The sequence below is a fragment of the Bacteroidetes Order II. bacterium genome (assembly GCA_016788705.1).
In the GTDB taxonomy this organism is placed as follows: Bacteria; Bacteroidota; Rhodothermia; order Rhodothermales; family UBA2364; genus UBA2364.
In genome coordinates, this window is record JAEUSQ010000053.1 from 1 (window position 1) to 16560 (window position 16560).

General features: G+C 44.7%; 13 protein-coding genes. 6 read left to right on the top strand and 7 right to left on the bottom strand.

What is annotated here, in order from left to right:
- Positions 1 to 402 precede the first annotated feature (402 nt).
- Positions 403 to 837, top strand: coding sequence for a hypothetical protein (locus tag JNN12_13615; protein ID MBL7979372.1), 435 nt, complete (start codon positions 403 to 405; stop codon positions 835 to 837).
- Positions 838 to 1104: 267 nt separating this feature from the next.
- On the opposite strand, the gene JNN12_13620 is transcribed toward JNN12_13615, so the two are convergent.
- A complete protein-coding gene (locus tag JNN12_13620; GenBank protein ID MBL7979373.1) occupies positions 1105 to 1332 on the bottom strand; it encodes a hypothetical protein in 228 nt (75 codons plus the stop codon).
- A gap of 495 nt (positions 1333 to 1827) precedes the next feature.
- On the opposite strand from JNN12_13620, the gene JNN12_13625 reads away from it, so the two are divergent.
- Positions 1828 to 3054, top strand: coding sequence for a glycosyltransferase family 1 protein (locus JNN12_13625; protein ID MBL7979374.1), 1227 nt, complete (start codon positions 1828 to 1830; stop codon positions 3052 to 3054).
- Positions 3055 to 3464: 410 nt separating this feature from the next.
- On the opposite strand, the gene JNN12_13630 is transcribed toward JNN12_13625, so the two are convergent.
- The 3 genes from JNN12_13630 to JNN12_13640 are packed head-to-tail and all read right to left on the bottom strand — an operon-like array spanning position 3465 to position 7297.
- Positions 3465 to 4034 (bottom strand): hypothetical protein, encoded by a 570-nt coding sequence (locus JNN12_13630; GenBank protein MBL7979375.1) that lies wholly within the window; start codon positions 4032 to 4034, stop codon positions 3465 to 3467.
- 30 nt (positions 4035 to 4064) lie between these two features.
- Entirely contained in the window at positions 4065 to 4742 is a 678-nt protein-coding gene (locus tag JNN12_13635; GenBank protein MBL7979376.1) for a nitroreductase family protein, read from the bottom strand.
- Between the two features lie 17 nt (positions 4743 to 4759).
- Positions 4760 to 7297, bottom strand: coding sequence for a peptidase M14 (locus JNN12_13640; protein ID MBL7979377.1), 2538 nt, complete (start codon positions 7295 to 7297; stop codon positions 4760 to 4762).
- A 455-nt stretch (positions 7298 to 7752) separates the two neighbouring features.
- Here JNN12_13640 and JNN12_13645 point away from each other — a divergent pair, with 455 nt between their 5' ends.
- The 3 genes from JNN12_13645 (at position 7753) to ppk2 (ending at position 10590) form a co-directional block, all read left to right on the top strand.
- Positions 7753 to 8280, top strand: a complete 528-nt coding sequence (locus tag JNN12_13645; GenBank protein MBL7979378.1) for a hypothetical protein — start codon at positions 7753 to 7755, stop codon at positions 8278 to 8280.
- 77 nt (positions 8281 to 8357) lie between these two features.
- The gene (locus tag JNN12_13650) at positions 8358 to 9404 is read left to right on the top strand and encodes an alkane 1-monooxygenase (GenBank protein ID MBL7979379.1); all 1047 of its coding nucleotides are present in this window, start codon (positions 8358 to 8360) and stop codon (positions 9402 to 9404) included.
- A 202-nt stretch (positions 9405 to 9606) separates the two neighbouring features.
- Positions 9607 to 10590 (top strand): polyphosphate kinase 2, encoded by a 984-nt coding sequence (ppk2, locus tag JNN12_13655; GenBank protein MBL7979380.1) that lies wholly within the window; start codon positions 9607 to 9609, stop codon positions 10588 to 10590.
- A 77-nt stretch (positions 10591 to 10667) separates the two neighbouring features.
- On the opposite strand, the gene JNN12_13660 is transcribed toward ppk2, so the two are convergent.
- From JNN12_13660 to JNN12_13670, 3 genes are all read right to left on the bottom strand, one after another.
- On the bottom strand, positions 10668 to 11513 hold the full coding sequence (locus JNN12_13660; GenBank protein MBL7979381.1) for an alpha/beta fold hydrolase: 846 nt from the start codon (positions 11511 to 11513) through the stop codon (positions 10668 to 10670).
- A gap of 12 nt (positions 11514 to 11525) precedes the next feature.
- On the bottom strand, positions 11526 to 13898 hold the full coding sequence (locus JNN12_13665; GenBank protein MBL7979382.1) for a thioredoxin family protein: 2373 nt from the start codon (positions 13896 to 13898) through the stop codon (positions 11526 to 11528).
- A 94-nt stretch (positions 13899 to 13992) separates the two neighbouring features.
- Positions 13993 to 15063 carry a galactose mutarotase gene (locus JNN12_13670; GenBank protein MBL7979383.1) on the bottom strand — a complete coding sequence of 357 codons (1071 nt, stop codon included), beginning with the start codon at positions 15061 to 15063 and terminating at the stop codon, positions 13993 to 13995.
- Between the two features lie 115 nt (positions 15064 to 15178).
- Here JNN12_13670 and JNN12_13675 point away from each other — a divergent pair, with 115 nt between their 5' ends.
- The gene (locus JNN12_13675) at positions 15179 to 16510 is read left to right on the top strand and encodes a vanadium-dependent haloperoxidase (GenBank protein ID MBL7979384.1); all 1332 of its coding nucleotides are present in this window, start codon (positions 15179 to 15181) and stop codon (positions 16508 to 16510) included.
- Positions 16511 to 16560: the final 50 nt, after the last annotated feature.

Here is a 16560-nt window from a genome sequence, read left to right on the forward strand (position 1 = left end):
CATCCGCACTGCTTCTTGCTTGAACGCCCTGTCATACTTGCGCCGCAACCGGTTCGCACTTGCAGGACTTACTGCTTGTTCTTGTTTCTTCATGACACAATATTAAGTTAGATTTGTGTCCGCCTAAATTAGACCACCTCAATACAACGTGACCAACGGAAACAGTCCCAAGGTTAGACCATAAACCAAGAGCCGTTTCCGGCGGGCGAGGTCCACATTGTCTGTAGTTATGGGAATTGATATTGGTGAAAATGGAGATATTTATACCTATAGCAAAGGATTTAAAAAATACAAATTTATGATTCATTAGGTGCAAAGAAAAGTTCTTTTGATATAGAAGACAATTTTTCGCTTGCAAACAGGCATGTTGCAACAAACAGCATTCGGTACGTCAAGAATAACATGTATATATCCTTGCCTTTTTCCTCAAATCTGTTAAAATATACCATTACAGGACAATTTTTAGGATCCTCTAATATCCAACATTCATCCCTGCGGATGGCCAAAAGTGATCTCAAAAATAAAGACGATTTTAGCCCAATCTTTCAACTATCCCTAAGCCTTGGCTCACATAAGTTTGGCAATAACACACTTCTTACCTTCTTTAACTCCTTCAATGTAAAAAGGAAGCCAGAAGCAAGATATTCGGTGATGCTGCTTGACGAGGATGGTAACCAAAAATCTTTTGTATCAACAAGTATTTCTGTATTGGCTACTCACAATGACCAACTATATGCCTTCCGTGAAACCACCAAACAAGAATCGGATAAAATTTGTCTTAAGTGCGGAGGAATGGCCAATCCTGGACTGGCGGTGTATGACTTTAAGTGTAAGTAAATAACTAGATAGAGGCAGCATAAAATTTTGTAAAACTATTAAATTTGCTTATTTTACAAAAAAATTCATCCTCCCTCTCCCAAGATCATCATGCAGTCTTTTAAACACGTATTGAATATTTGCCCCTGTTCTTAACCTCTTGTGCCCAAGAAACCCAAATCCCGGAGCACGCTGCCATTGTGGAGAACTGGCCAAGATGTTCGTCTATAAACTCGTAGGTCTTCACGAGGTCGTCCGGCTGAAAATGGACAAGGTTTTTAAAAAATGTCACGTTCCGTCTCCGCTTCTTTCAGCCGCTTGAGCAACTGTTCCACCTCTTAACGGGCCGCATTCAGCCCGAGGCTGCTCTCCGATGCCGATAGCCCCAATTCCTTGCTCTTCCAGTTGTACAGCTCCTATTCGCTGACGCCGGAGAGCGGTTCGGCCACTTCTTTTATGACCCTGCCGTTTTGCAGCATCCTCACTACCTCTTGCTTGAATGCCCTCTTGCGGCACAAGCGGTTTACACTAACAGCACTTGCTTCTTCATGACACAAAATTAAAAATTAAGTTTAGATCTGTGTCCGACTAAATCTGACCGCCTCAGTAAGATATAATTCTTGCTTTTGAAAATGTTATTAGTGGACATTGGGAATGTAAAACATACTACAAGTTTTTTCATGCCAATAATACTAATCAAAAAAATGCAAAATAGCAATTTGACAAAATCTTGTATTAGCGCGCGAAGAATTAGGCACTGGAATTTTTGACGATTTGAAAGACAAATGAATTGATGGAATCGAGTTTTGAAAATATTTAGATTACAATAAGAAACGTTAAACGTTTTTAAAAATCTTTTTAGGAGCTTTGGAACTATTCACCTTATTTACTTAAATCAAGTTCTGTGCTTCTATCAAAATTTGCGCTTTATTGACAGTAAATTGCTTTGGAATTACCACTTTTGGATAGATTTCAATCGTGATCTACAATGAACAAAAACTTCCGTAAAAAATGAAAATATCAATTCTGACAATGGGAACTCGTGGGGATGTACAGCCATATGCAGTATTAGGGCAGGCGCTCCAACAAAGAGGACACGACGTAACGTTATCCACAGCAAAGAATTTTGAAACATTTGTTAGGGCATATGGAATTGGCTTTAAACCTGTTGAAGCGGATTTTCAGGCCATTTTAGACTCGGAAGAAGGTAAAAAAATGATGAAGGGTAATCCTTTTACAATAAAGAAAAACCTCAATACGTGGATTTATCCACTCATCACCAACTCTTTAATAGAGTTTTACACCTTATCCCAAGAAAGCGATTTGGTTCTATATCATGTAAAAACTTTGGCGGACAGTTTTGCCGACCAGTTTCCTAACAAAATGATACGTGCTTCTGTTCTACCTATTATTGAACCAACCAATTACTTCCCAAATCCTGCTTTTAGTGGATTACCTATACCTGATTTTTTAAACAGATTGACCTATACATTTTCAAAACTCAGCATAAAATTATTGTCTAACCCCATTGGCCGATTTAGAAAAAAATTTAATCTACCTAAAAAATTTCAGGTCCCGGTTGTTAAGAACATCTATGGAATAAGTCCAACCTTCTTGCCCATTCCGAATGATTATCCTGAAAATTCAGCATTTTTAGGATTTTGGTTTGGCACCTCAAATGAAGAAATCTCACCTGATCTGAATGATTTTATACACGCAGGTGAGCCACCTTTGCTCCTGACATTCGGAAGTATGCCCTTCAAAAGCAAAATGGATATACAAACCGCTATTTTGAAACTGACAGAACAATTAGGTGTAAGACTAATTGTCGTAAAGGGTTGGGGATTAACACAAACAGAACGTCTTGAAGTTTCACCAAAGATCAAAGTAATAAGTGGTGCACCTTATGAAAAATTATTCCCTTTGGTAAAGGCCGTCATTCATCATGGAGGTATAGGCACTACGGCAGAATGCTTAAGAGCAGGTAAACCTTTTATGATCTGCCCCATTTTACATCCAATTGGAGACCAACAATTTTGGGGAGACCTATCATTTAGCAAAGGGCTTGCTGTGGAGCCAATACCCCTCAGTAAAATGACTGAAAAAAAATTAATCGAGCGCGTAAGAGAACTGATTAATAATCCAACATTATATGAAAACGCTCAAAACATTAAAACAAAAATAGATTATGAAAACGGCGTACTTAATACGTGTATTGAAATTGAAAAATATAGATAACAGAACATGACTACATATAGCCACAAAAGCCCATCCTGCGAAGCCAATACTTGTCTATATGCCCATGTAATGTTTAGTGAAATTATTACGGGCATTATAAACTATGGTAAAACGACATGTTATCTAATGGCAAATTCAATCTTCAACTGCAACAGTTTTTTGTCTAAGTAAAGCCTTTTTTGATGTAAAAAATAACTCTATAAATGGTCGGTAAATACCCAATATTTATTTGGAGTCAATATTTTTTACAGCTCCCCTATAATCGCATTCAGAAAGTAAAAAAATGTAAACTCCTTCGAAAGGGTACCTAAAAAAGGGCTTACGAAGGAGTCTATCAACCTAATGGCGAATTCTATTTTCAGTTTGCTTAGGTAGTCCTCAGCAGTTGCTTACCTTTTATTTTTCACAATCTACTCAATTTTACTGAGCGCAATTGTCCAACCAATTTCCATCTTTAGAATAAGCGGATGCTGCGCATTTTTGGTGATCCAAAGTTTTTCTTTCCCATCTTCGCTAACCACATAGAGGGCATCTAATACATTTTCTCCCATTTTAAATGCGGTTGCTTCGGTGGTTGGTTGGGCTGTAAACTTTTTTTTGCCAGATCCTGCATTAAATTGAATTGTCTTGCCCTTGGTAAACAACTCATATGCTTCACGCGAAATAAACCCAGCAGTGAAGTCTTCTAATTTTTTATTACCTGGATTGTAAAAATTGTCTAAAGCCATTGCTTTATTCATTGCAGGTATTTTGAGTGATACATGCCCTTTATATTGTGGGCCTAAGGTCATGTTCCATTTGTATTCGACCGATTTATCGGCCCCAGTAATCTCCATGATGAACTGATATTTTGTCCCACCAAAATTGACATCATAGGTGTATTTTGCGCCTTTCTTTACATCAATGGGCGCATCTTGTGCGGACACAAAGGCGGTGGCCCAAAGGGCCAATACAAAGAATAGAATAGTTTTTTTTAGCATAATGATAAAATATTTAAATGGTAAATAGGTTTATTCGTACCAAACGGACAGTTCAGCAAGTGGTTTTCGAGCAAAATCAGGGACAGTGGCATCCATGGCCGGATATCCTACTGGAAACAGCATAAAGGGGCGTTCGTTTGCGGGGCGTTTTAACAAAGTGCTCAAAAAGCCCATCGGACTGGGGGTGTGGGTCAGGGTCACCAAACCCATGTGATGAATCGCCGCAATAAACAGGCCACAAGCAATACCACAGCTCTCCTGAACATAATAATTTTTTTGTTTTCCACCATCGGGTGTTACGCCATGCACCTCCTCGAAGCAAACGACCAACCAAGGGGCCTGTTCTAAGAATGGTTTTTCCCAGTTGGTGCCGATGGGGGCCAAAGCCTTTAGCCATTCTTGGGGCATACGCGATTCGTATGACCGACGTTCTTCGGCCTCGACAGCCACCCGGAGCTGATGCTTGAGTGACGCATTCGAAATAGCCACAAACTTCCACGGTTGGCGATGAGCTCCACTTGGCGCGGTTCCCGCTGTCTGGATGGCCCGTTCGATACAGACACGCGGTACGGGAGCATCCGAAAAAAAGCGTACCGATCGTCGTTTGTTCATCAATTGAAAAAAATCCGATGCACGTTTTGTCATTTCTGCCTCCGGCAGACGCTCAAACGCCAACGGAATATGAGGGGATGTGGGATGGTTTTCCATTATCGTGCCTCTTCGGTTCAATAAGTCCTACCTAAAAAGATGGCATTGAGCATCAGCCCATTCATCCCATACCAAAATGCGCGAAAATTTGGATTATCGGCAAAGAGCACTACATTTCCCCGACCGCTTTTTCTGGAAATCAATGCGGCGGTTCCTTTTATTTCCTGCAACATTTCGTCAGAGACATAACCGCTTATATAAGGCTGATCGGTATATCGGGCGACGGTTGCACCAGGAACAGCAGAGACCTGATACAAAGTTTCAGAGGATTTAAAAAGAGCCATTTTCTCGTTCTGACCAAAGGCCAATGGGTGTGTCAGATCGAGTTTTGCCTCAAAAATAGCTCCTGCAATATTTTGTGCACCACGGGTACGTGATAGGTTTTCAAAAGGCACATTTCGCAAATCTAAAGGCTTGGGTTCTTTTATTTTTTCGTCGGTTAGGTTATTCCGGATAGCCCACTGTGCCGCACCTTGAAGGGCAATCAGGGTGTTCCCTTCTGCGAGCCAAGTTTTTAACTTCTCGGCTGCGCCATTCGGATACGTTCCCTCCGAAAGAATGAGGACATTGTATGGGTCTAAATCAAGCCGATTTAAATCACTGGCCTCCAGTAACGAAACCGGCATTTTCATGCGTTCCGTGATTAAATGCCATGCTTCTCCCGCATTATTGCTATTAATTCCGCCACCTGTAAAAAGCCCGATGGTTGGCTTAGACAAGACCGGCATATTTCCACTTCCCAAATCCGGGCCATCCGGTGTATATCCTGTTTCGGCGGCATAAAAATCTACGCCTTCAGCCTCGGCAATAGACGTTAATTTACCCATTAATAGGTCGCCCTTATCGCCCAATACGGGAATCACAATAGTTCCACGTTCAAAGGATTGCTTTTTCCCATTGATATCCAGTGTAAACGGCAGTTTACTCATCCGCGTTTGTATCCCCGCTTGCTGCAATTGATACAAGGCCCTCGGCGTATAGTAATCCCCCCAAGGAAGCAAATAAGCATACACATTGGCCGAACGCCCCCATATCTGTCCTTTTTTCCGGAGGGGCTCTTGCATCCGATCACCCAATAACGGAGCTATGTTATTGGTTAATTCCTGATACGGAACGGCAAATGCCAACGGCATCGTCCATGTAGAAATATCATAGAAGAGGGAATCCCGAAATTGGGTGTTTTTTTCCATGATGCCTTTCAATAAACGCGCTTGAGTTTGCTCCATTGGAATTACGTACCCACTTTTGATTACACCCACACTCCCTTTCAGCCGATGAATGACCACCTGATGGCGTAGCAGCATGTTGACCAATTCCATCGTTCGATTTGGATAACGGCTATCATCCAAAACATACGCCTTTACTGAATTGTTTTTCCCCACTTCCTTTGCTTCACGGTAAAATCCGCGCATATGATGTAAAAAATCCTCGCGCATCGCGCTTAGTCCAGTCATCGAAGACAACGAAGCAACAAACTGATTCAGCACGGTTTGCGCATAATGCAATGCTCCAGAAGCTGTTTCCCGTACCAAGGCACGACTCGATGCCTGTTCGAACAAGATGCCCACGGCTCCATTGATGTCTGGAAAGGTAGAACCTTTACCATAATAATAGTCATCAAAATTTTCTCTTGTAAAATATAAAGAACCGATCTGGTCCAAAAAGCGGGCATGGAACTCGGCCAACTTTTCGGTTAGGGTGATATTCCCTTGCGGTGTGAGTGGATTTGTACTGGCTGGGATACCTGGCTGAAAGAAAAAGGTGGACTCACTCCCCATTTCGTGATGGTCCGTCAGCAATTGCGGCCGCCACTGATAAAACGTTTCAATTCTTCCTTTAGATTCGGGATGCACCGTCAGCACCCAGTCTCGGTTCAGGTCGAACCAATATTTGTTGGTTCTGCCACCCGGCCAAGGCTCGTTGTGCTCGGCATCACGGGGGTCGCTGTTTGGCACGGCGCCGCGCATCCGGTTGACATGGTCCACAAATCGGGCCCTCCCGTCTGGATTCATACAAGGGTCCAATAAAATCACGGTTTTATCCAAGATTGCCTCCAGTTCTGGGCCTTGGCCAGCAGCCAAATAATACAGGAACAACAAAGAGGCATCGGTTCCACTTGCTTCGTTTCCATGTACCGAGTATCCCGCATACCAAACGGCAGGCATTTGTTTCAACACAGCATCGGTAACGCGTTCGGGTTCATGAACCAACCGCAGGTTTTCTTGCCGAATGGTTTCTATGCGTGCATGATTTGCCGGACTACTAATCGTGGCCACTACCAACGGGCGGCCCTCGTAACTGTAGGCATAGGTTCGGAGCGTTATCCGATTGCTGGCCGCTGCAATGGCCTCGGCATACCGCACCACTTCATCGGGCCGGCTCTGCCGCGCACCCACTTTATATCCCAAAATGGATTCAGGAGTTGGAATTTTGGGATCAAATCCGGTAATGCCAGAAGGCCGATAGTCCAAAACAAAAGGCATGGGTTGTGCATGTAGCCCAATGACGAGGCAAAAAAAACACCCCATCCAAAAAAGTACGCGGTTGGTTTTCATACGTAGGTATTGCTGATGACCATTAGGCTGGTAAAACTACGAATCAAGCCTCCAGACTACAAGTTTATTTATCCGTCTTTTGGTCTTCTTTTCCACTTTTAGGATAAAACGGCCATACTACTCCTGTTCAATAAACCAAGGACATCGGTAACAAAGTAGGGTTGTATGGATTTTCTGTCCCCCCCTTGCCGCTACGTCGTTACTCATAAACTTCCTTTAAGTATGAATAGCACAAATTTTTTATTTTAACTCCTTTCGACAGCGATCGTAGGCCCACTCTTTGGCATGAGCATTACAAGGCTAATGTGCGAAAAACGTCAAATCTTTGGGTAAAATTCCGTTTTCAGAAACCAATTGATGGTTTTTTTCGTTTTAACTTTTGCATGACTAACTGGTACACCGCTATATATAGCCAACATGCCATTGCTCTGAACTTGAACACGTCAGTTAAAAATATGGAATATCTAAAATGTAAAGCCTGTGGCTGTTTCAGCATGGTTCCGGTGGATGTGGAACTGGGGGATATGGAGGACTTTACGGCCGATATGATGGCCGATGAGGACGAGGCGGAAAATAACCTGAGTTTAGATGAATTGCTTCAGGCGAATTTTGAACTCGATGATGATGATGATGATGCAGACTTGGACGAAGAGGAGGAGGAAGAGGAGGAGGATTCATCCCCACTTTCCGAGGCACTAATGGAACAGGAAACGCGGTTTTTCTCTTGCCATGTTTGCGGAGACAACTGGCTTTCTATTAAGGAAGTACATCAGGACGGCGCCTGTAAAATTGTTTTTATCCACCAAATGGGTGCTACCCCGATCTTGAAGCGCGTAGCGGACATGCAAACCCAAGTAGTCCTAAACCATCAAACTGTTGCCGAATGGTCTTATTTCCTTGATGACAACGAGGTGGATGAAACAGAATGGCTACACCAATTGGATAATCGCCGACATATTCTGAAGGCCATTTGCTCGAATTAATTCCCTTTTAGGTTTGCTCACAGCCCTTTCCTTAACAAAGGGCTTTTGTATTTTGTTTGTGTCAAAAATGGACGTCCATGCCCACTCGTGCAGCCAAGTACGGATTGGTTTACATAACCCCAGCCGTGGTTATGTATTCACTTTGGTCGGCAGATTGGAGATCGTTTCTTGCCGTCTTTACGCTTTTCGGGATTATCCCATTTTTAGAATTATTCACCAAGGGTTCTACCGCCAATTTATCGGCAATAGAGGAGGAACTGGCCCGGCAAGACCGTAGCTACGATTTTCTGCTGTATGGTCTTGTTCCCGTTCAATACCTGATTTTGGGGTATTTTTTGTTCCAGATCAGTCAAGAAGCGCTTCCACTCCATGCCCAAATCGGGATGATGACGGCGTTTGGGATGGCGTGTGGGGTTTTGGGAATCAATGCCGCACATGAACTGGGCCATCGTAGCACACGATACGAGCAATTCATGAGCAAGGCCCTTTTGCTCACCACGCTCTACATGCACTTTTATATTGAGCACAACCGAGGCCACCATAAAAACGTCTCCACCGACGAAGATCCGGCCTCTAGCAAATATGGCGAATCGGTGTATGCGTTTTACGTTCGTACTATCTGGGGTAGTTGGATTTCGGCATGGCAATTGGAAGCGGGCCGGTTAACAAAGTTAAAACGTGGATTCTGGACTTGGCACAACGAGATGTTACGTTTTCAGGTGATTCAGTTTTGTTTATTAGGTTTGATTTATGGATATTTTGGCCTGCCGACCTTGCTTTGGTTTTTAGGCGGGGCAACCATTGGCTGTTTACTCCTCGAAACCGTCAACTATATTGAACATTACGGACTCCGCCGAAGAAAATCCGGTCATCGCTATGAAAAAGTCTTACCCATCCATTCGTGGAATTCCAACCATCCTATTGGGCGTTTGGTATTATTGGAGCTATCCCGCCATTCCGATCATCACTATGTTGCCAGCCGGAAATACCAACTCTTACGACACTTCAATGATAGCCCGCAAATGCCGACCGGATACCCAGGTATGATGCTCTTGGCCTTGATACCGCCCCTTTGGTTTTATGTCATGCACCGCGAAATGGAAAATCTGAATCATCAAAAATAAGGGAGCTGGGCCGTTGATTGGTTTTTAGCTAAACTTAACCATTGGATTTTCAACTTAGCTCTTCCCTTTTCAAAAGGGTACGTAATTTACCTATACGTCGTCCCTACGTTCCCTTACAGCGTTTCAATTTTCATTTCCTATACTACTTTTTGAAGAGACGTCAGGTCTCTCCGTCATTCAACATCCTACAAAATAAAACATTATGGAACCAAATATAAATCATACAGAAAGCATACAAATCAATGGGACACCAGAAATCTCTTTTCAGTTGGAAGGCGATCAACTGGTTTCTGCCATAGATACCCCTGAGGAAGCCCTTACTCCTGCTTTTTGGGATGAGAAAATCTCTTTACGGGAATTGCGAAACCTAAGAGACAAAGGACAATTAGAATCTTTTTTAACCAATCCAAATGCAAATGCCAAACGGATTCTGACAGACATTAAATATGAAGCAGAATTAGAGCGGCTCCAAATTGAATTGGTGAAAATGCAACGCTGGGTTCAAGACCAAGGCATCCGTCTCGCCATCTTGTTCGAAGGGCGTGATGCCGCTGGAAAAGGGGGAACCATCCGACGGTTTACCGAGCATCTAAATCCGCGTGCCATGCGGGTAGTCGCCCTAAACAAACCCACCGAAGAAGAGCGTGGTCAGTGGTATTTTCAACGATATGTACGACAAATCCCTAACCGTGGCGAGATTGTGTTTTTTGACCGGAGTTGGTACAATCGTGCGGTGGTAGAACCCGTCAATGGTTTTTGTAATCAAAAGCAATATGACATCTTTATGCAACAAGTGCCTGAATTTGAGCACATGCTTTACGAAGATGGGTTATTGCTTATCAAGTTCTGGTTTTCTATTACGAAAGAAGAGCAACTCAAGCGGTTCCAATCACGGATGATCAATCCTTTAAAACAATGGAAGATTAGTCCGGTGGACATGAAGGCCCAAGAGCAATGGGAAGCCTATACAAAGTATAAAGAACTAATGTTTAGCAAAACGCATAATTCCTTTAGCCCTTGGATGATTGTGAAGGCCAATAGCAAGCAAAAGGCACGCTTAGAAAGTATCCGCTATGCACTTTCTATTTTACCATATGCCGGAAAGGAAGACGCTGTTACGTCGTTAATTCCCGATCCGAACATCATTACGCGCTACCATCGCCGTGTTCGTCAACTTGACCATTGAGGGCAATCAAAATATCGTTATTCGCAGATTATAGATTACAGAAATTATCGAGACGAAGGCGCATTTGATGATTTTCACTATAGATGGGTTTTGGCATACCGAACGGTTCTTGCAATGACGTTTTCCAATGTTGGAGGTAGCGGAACGGCTTGCGGAAACGAGCCGCCCAAGCCATGTTGACCAGCCGCTTTTAGCAAGATTGGTTGTTGTGCGGCCATGTTGTATAAATAAACGGCATGTGCAAACGGAACCACATTGTCGTCTTCCGCATGTACAATCAGCCACGGTAGCGCGGTAAGTTGTTGGGCCCGCTTGGGCAGATCTAATCGTTCCTTGTGGGCCAATGCATCGTCATACAGGATTTTTCCCATACGCATTTTTTGACCCGTTCGGTCGTTCATGATTTCGGTAAATCCCTTTTCTGTCCAATCTTGGATCATATTAGGTTTAAACCGCTGGAAAAAATCAGCGATACTGTTCCATGTAACCAAGCATTTTAAAGCATCGGTTTGCTCGGCAGCCGTAATAATCGCAATGCCTCCGCCACGGGAATGCCCCATCAAGCCAATGCGTTGTGCATCCAATTGTCCGCGCCCCACCAAGCCATTTCGGATGGCGGCGAGCATATCAGCCACATCACTTAGTTCACGAGAAAGGGTATTTTGCTCGAACAAGTCGAGGCGCGTAAATTCCGTCATATTTTCCGCGCCCATGCCATTAAACGACAGGTTGAAGGCAATAGACGCAATGCCCTCTTCAGCGAGCCTTTCAGCCAGAAAGGGCCAAAACCCCCAATCTTTGAACCCTTTAATGCCATGTACAAAGACCAAAACAGGGAAAGGCCCAAAGCCATCGGGGAGGGTCATATCCCCAAAGAGGGTGTCTCCACTACGGTTGGATAGTTTAAAAGGATATCGGTGCATGGTATTTATCAGTCAAGAAGAACGCGCAGAGATTCCGTCTAAGAATGCCACAAAGGTGGACAAATCGGCGAGGCCATTCCACTGCCGAAGCAGTTTTCCATCGGGTGTTACGATGGCGTAGGTGGGCAAGGCAACCGTTCCCGTCATGGCCAATTGGTATTCTTGCATCATTGGTCCTTCGGCATCATCATCGGTATAAAGACGGAGGAGGACAAATTTTTCCTTTAATCGCTGCTCGACGACAGGTTGAGGAAATACACTGGCCTCCATTTGCCGGCAATTGGTACAGGTATAACCCGTAAAATCAATAAAAACGGGCTTTCCGGTTGTCTTTGCCAATCTAAAGGCCTCCCATTTGGCTTTTTCGGCAGGATGACGATCATTCCCAATCCATCCATGAACATCTTTAAGCGATGCTGTTTTTGCGGTTTGGGTATTTTTTTCTGTTGATACAAAAGCCGGAGGCAAATACGGATCAAAAATCGGAAGGGCCGCCCCATTGATACCCGAAAACAAATAGACCGAAAGCCCAGTAAAAGCCAAGGCTCCCGCCCAACGAAAAGCAGAAATACGTTCACCTATTTGGGCATGAGGTAAACGTAACCAGCCCATTAAAAACAAAGCGGTCAGCAAGAAGATAATACCGGCCAAAACAATGGCCAGTGGGCGTGAAAGCCAGAACGTACCCCAAACCAAATCTGCATTCGACAAAAACTTGATGGCTGCAGCCAATTCCACAAAACCGAGAACCACTTTTACGGTATTCATCCATGAACCCGATTTGGGCAAAGCCGTTAGCCAATTCGGGAACATTGCAAACAAGACGAAGGGTAATGCAAAAGTGATGCTAAACGCCAACATTCCTAAGATAGGCCACGACCAATTGCCTTGCGTGGTGGCTGCCAACAAGCCACCAACAAAGGGAACCGTACAGGAAAACGAAACCAACGTGAGGGTAAAACCCATAAATATCAACCCCAAATAACCTTTATTTTCATTCCCTTTTTGATTAAAATAATTAAGCAAGCCATTTGGAATGGTGAGTTCATAAAATCCCAATAACGAGAACGCAAATGCCATAAATACCAAGCCAATAAAGAGGTTTACCCACGGATTGGCTGCAATGGTTTGTGCACCAGCAGCACCCGAAATAGCGGCCATCAACAATCCCAATCCCGTAAAAGTGCCGACTATCGCCAAGCCATAAACCAAGGCAGATCTAACCGCATTTTGGGTACGATGTGTAAAATAAGAGACTGTAAGCGGAATCATGGGGAAAACACATGGGGTCAACAAAGCCGCGAGTGCTGCCCCAATAGCCAAAAAGAGAAAGGCCCATAAGCCGCCCGACTTGGCCTGCTTTAAGGCGTCGGTAGCCATTACCCCCGCTCCACCTCCTCGGTTTTCGTCTGTACCCTCACCCAAAGCGGCCCCCTTTTGCCTGTAGATCGGAAGGCTTACACTAAAATCAGATTGCCGAGGTACGCACACGGTGGCATTACAGATCATGTACTTTATTTTCCCCACCAAATGTACATCCCCTTTTACTTCATCTGGTATCCGGAGAAATGCCGTAAACTGCGCTTTTTCTGTCCACTGACGCACGTTTGATTTAAACACAGTGTCATACGCTTCTTTCCCGTCAAAGGGCCGCAATGCACCTTCCACCTTGGCCCCCACAGGCTGGCGGAGGTCCAATCGGAGTGGATTTCCGGCAGGCGAGTCGGGGGTGTACAGTTTCCAATTTTCTGGAATAACGGCTTTAAAATCCACTTGTAATAACCCACCACGCGCCACCGAGGTATTGGCCAATTGCCAAGTCCAACGAATTTCTGGAATGGGAACAGGGCGGGTAAGAGAATCCTGAACGATTGATTTATTGCTCGACGCCTTGTTGTCTGTATTAAGGTTAGGCAGCGGTGCCACTTCTACATTCGTCATCAACAGTATTTTCTTTACAGGCAAACAAAGGCGATCGTCACAAGACATAAACGCCACTTCTGCCGATAGGGCGTGTACACCCGCAGGCGCATCGGGTGCAATGTACAGTACCCCTTCTATGTATGCGGTTTTATCCCATTGCAACACATCAGACTCAAAGTTCGGATCATACATTTTTTCTTCACCCCGCTGTATAAATCCCCCTTTTTGTACAAAAAACGATGGCAATTTGGTAAACTTTACGGAAAGGGGCCGCCCCGCAGGCGAACCCATTGCATAAACATGCCACCCGTCTTCGATGTGTCCGATAATCTGAATCCGCACCTCATTTCCTGCTGAAACACGGTATTTTTCCGGTGTAAGTTCCCAAGTAACCACCGATGTTTGTGCGAGCAAAAAAGGTATATGCACCAACCAACTTAATAACCAAAAAATGGATTTCATATAAACAGGACGGGTTTAATTAAAGGATGTACAACCCAAAGTATTGTAGATGGTTGCCAATCTTGCAATTCTTGATCACTTGTTCTAACAAGTTCTATGCTCCCCATGAAAATCGCCAGAGGGTTTGTTGCTGATAAACCTCCCCCGGAAGCAAAAAGATGGAGGGAAAATGGGGTTGATTCGGGGAGTCGGGGAAATATTGGGTTTCGAGACAAATTCCTGCACGCCTGATATAAGGAATTGCTCCACGGCCTTTTTGGGAACCGTCCAAAAAATTGCCCGAATAACATTGCACAGCGGGATAGGTTGTAAAGACATCCAAGGATCGTCCGGAAGATTTTTCCCGCAATGTAGCGGCCAAACAAGGCGTGTAAGACTCTTCCTCCAAAACAAAACAATGGTCTAATCCGCCCGCCTGCTGTAATTGGGGGTTCGGTACGTCCATCTTTTTGGCCAATTTACGGGGCTTCATAAAATCAAAAGGCGTATTGTACACCGGATCAAAGGAACCTTGCGGGACATAGGCTTCGCTCATGGGCAGGTAATATGCCGCACGAATAAAAAGTTTGTGGGATTCTATGCCCGTTGCGCCCCCGTCCTTTAAATTAAAATACGTGTGGTTGGTTAGGTTGAGGGGTGTTTCCTGATCGGTCATTGCTTCATAATGAATTTGGAGTGTTTTGCCACACAAGGTATAACGAACCGAAGCCGTTACATTTCCAGGATAGCCTTCGGTTCCATCTTTGCACGTATGACAGAACACCACGCCCGAAGAATGATTGGTTTCAAAAGGATAGGCGTCCCAGAGGACACGGCTCCAGCCCTTTTCACCGCCGTGTAGATGATGCAGCCCCGCATTACGCCCTAACTGATACCGCTTTCCATTTTTCCAATAACGGGCATCCTTGATTCGTCCAGCGACCCTCCCAATGGTGGCCCCAAGGTAAAACGGATCTTGCATATACCCCTCTAACGTATCATACCCCAAAACAACATCACCCACGTCTTGGTTGCAATCGGGCATTTGTATTTGCAACACCGTTGCCCCCCAATTACATAAAGCAACCTCAATTCCATAAGGCGATGTCAATACAAAGCGGTACACCGACCTTCCATCGGGCAAAGTACCAAAAACCGACGTAGTAAGGCGTTCTTGTTCGTTCATTGTTTCTTTGCTTTAATTTTTCATTACGCCCCGAAACCCATTTGGTTCTTCATTTGGAATCCTCATTTTCCCCAATTAGCTTTCTTTGGAACCCTTTTCACCGATCTTTAAACTGATGAAACGTTTTTTTTATGTCTTTCTTTGGATTTGTTGGGTGCCCTTTTCTTTTTCCCAACCCCATTCCACAAAAGCCGAGCAAACCCTACACCGCACCTTGATGCACCAAAGTGTGCATGCTTTGACGGAGACCATCGTACATGATATTCTCTCGCCCCCCGTCGCCAGCAGGGTTTATGCGTACACAATGACCGCACTTTATGAAGGCATTCATCGCCAAGACCCAACGTATCGTAGCTTATATGGGCAACTGGGTTCATTTCCCGAAATGCCGCAACCAGAGCCGGGCAAAACATATCATTGGCTTTTGGTAGGAACACAGGCATTTTTTGAAACTGCCGGAAAATTTGTTTTTTCCACTACAATGCTTGCAGAAAAGCGCCAAACCGCGATGTCGGCATTTGAAAAACTAAATATCCCGCCCGAAGTAGCCGCACGATCTACACAATTGGGCAATGCCATTGCCGCGAGAGTGGTGGCATGGTCTAAAACCGATCAATACGCCCAAACCCGCTCTATGCGTCGGTACGATGTAAAAAAGGGCGAAGATAAATGGCAACCAACGCCCCCAAATTACATGGCGGCATTAGAGCCGAATTGGAGCAAGATACGTCCATTTGTGATGGATTCAAGCGCCCAATTTAGGGTAGAAGGCCCACCCAAATTTGATATGACGCCAGGATCCAAATACCACACCGAATTGATGCGGGTATATCAGACCACGAAAACCCTAACGGCAGAACAAAAGTGGATCGCCGACTTTTGGGACGATAGTCCTGCAACCACACAATACCAAGGCCATCTTGCAATCACCATAAAAAAAATATCCCCACCCGCCCATTGGATTGGCATCACCGAGATGGCAACCAATACAAAAAAAAGTTCGCCGGTTCAAACTGCTGAAGCGTATTGCATGGTTTCGCTGGCCCTCGCCGATGGCTTCATTGCTGCTTGGGAACAAAAGTATGCCGATGAATTTGTCCGCCCGATCACGGTGATTCGGAAGTACATAGATCCTGAGTGGCGACCCATGCTCGAAACCCCACCTTTTCCGGAACATACCAGTGGTCATAGTGTCATTTCGATGGCCGCCGCTACTGTATTGGCCCATTTCTTTGGCAATAAATTCCGCTTTACGGACCGATCCGAGGAGAGCTATGGGATCAAGCCACGCACCTTTCGTTCCTTCGAGGAAGCCGCTACCGAAGCTGGGATGAGTAGGCTTTATGGGGGCATCCACTACTTGCACGCCCTTGTTCTCGGCAAGCACCAAGGTGCATTGGTCGGAAAAAACGTGTACACCCGTATTCAGTTGCGAAAGTCCAAATAAGGGTATTAGACGCCAAGACAACCGATGGTCGCTGCTGTTCGGTCTGTGTT

Excerpts from the sequence above, each read along its gene's own strand:
- JNN12_13615 (MBL7979372.1), top strand. The coding sequence starts at position 403 with ATGTATATATCCTTGCCTTTTTCCTCAAATCTGTTAAAATATACCATT.
- JNN12_13625 (MBL7979374.1), top strand. The coding sequence starts at position 1,828 with ATGAAAATATCAATTCTGACAATGGGAACTCGTGGGGATGTACAGCCA.
- JNN12_13630 (MBL7979375.1), bottom strand. The coding sequence starts at position 4,034 with ATGCTAAAAAAAACTATTCTATTCTTTGTATTGGCCCTTTGGGCCACC.
- JNN12_13635 (MBL7979376.1), bottom strand. The coding sequence starts at position 4,742 with ATGGAAAACCATCCCACATCCCCTCATATTCCGTTGGCGTTTGAGCGT.
- JNN12_13640 (MBL7979377.1), bottom strand. The coding sequence starts at position 7,297 with ATGAAAACCAACCGCGTACTTTTTTGGATGGGGTGTTTTTTTTGCCTC.
- JNN12_13645 (MBL7979378.1), top strand. The coding sequence starts at position 7,753 with ATGGAATATCTAAAATGTAAAGCCTGTGGCTGTTTCAGCATGGTTCCG.
- JNN12_13650 (MBL7979379.1), top strand. The coding sequence starts at position 8,358 with ATGCCCACTCGTGCAGCCAAGTACGGATTGGTTTACATAACCCCAGCC.
- ppk2 (MBL7979380.1), top strand. The coding sequence starts at position 9,607 with ATGGAACCAAATATAAATCATACAGAAAGCATACAAATCAATGGGACA.
- JNN12_13660 (MBL7979381.1), bottom strand. The coding sequence starts at position 11,513 with ATGCACCGATATCCTTTTAAACTATCCAACCGTAGTGGAGACACCCTC.
- JNN12_13665 (MBL7979382.1), bottom strand. The coding sequence starts at position 13,898 with ATGAAATCCATTTTTTGGTTATTAAGTTGGTTGGTGCATATACCTTTT.
- JNN12_13670 (MBL7979383.1), bottom strand. The coding sequence starts at position 15,063 with ATGAACGAACAAGAACGCCTTACTACGTCGGTTTTTGGTACTTTGCCC.
- JNN12_13675 (MBL7979384.1), top strand. The coding sequence starts at position 15,179 with ATGAAACGTTTTTTTTATGTCTTTCTTTGGATTTGTTGGGTGCCCTTT.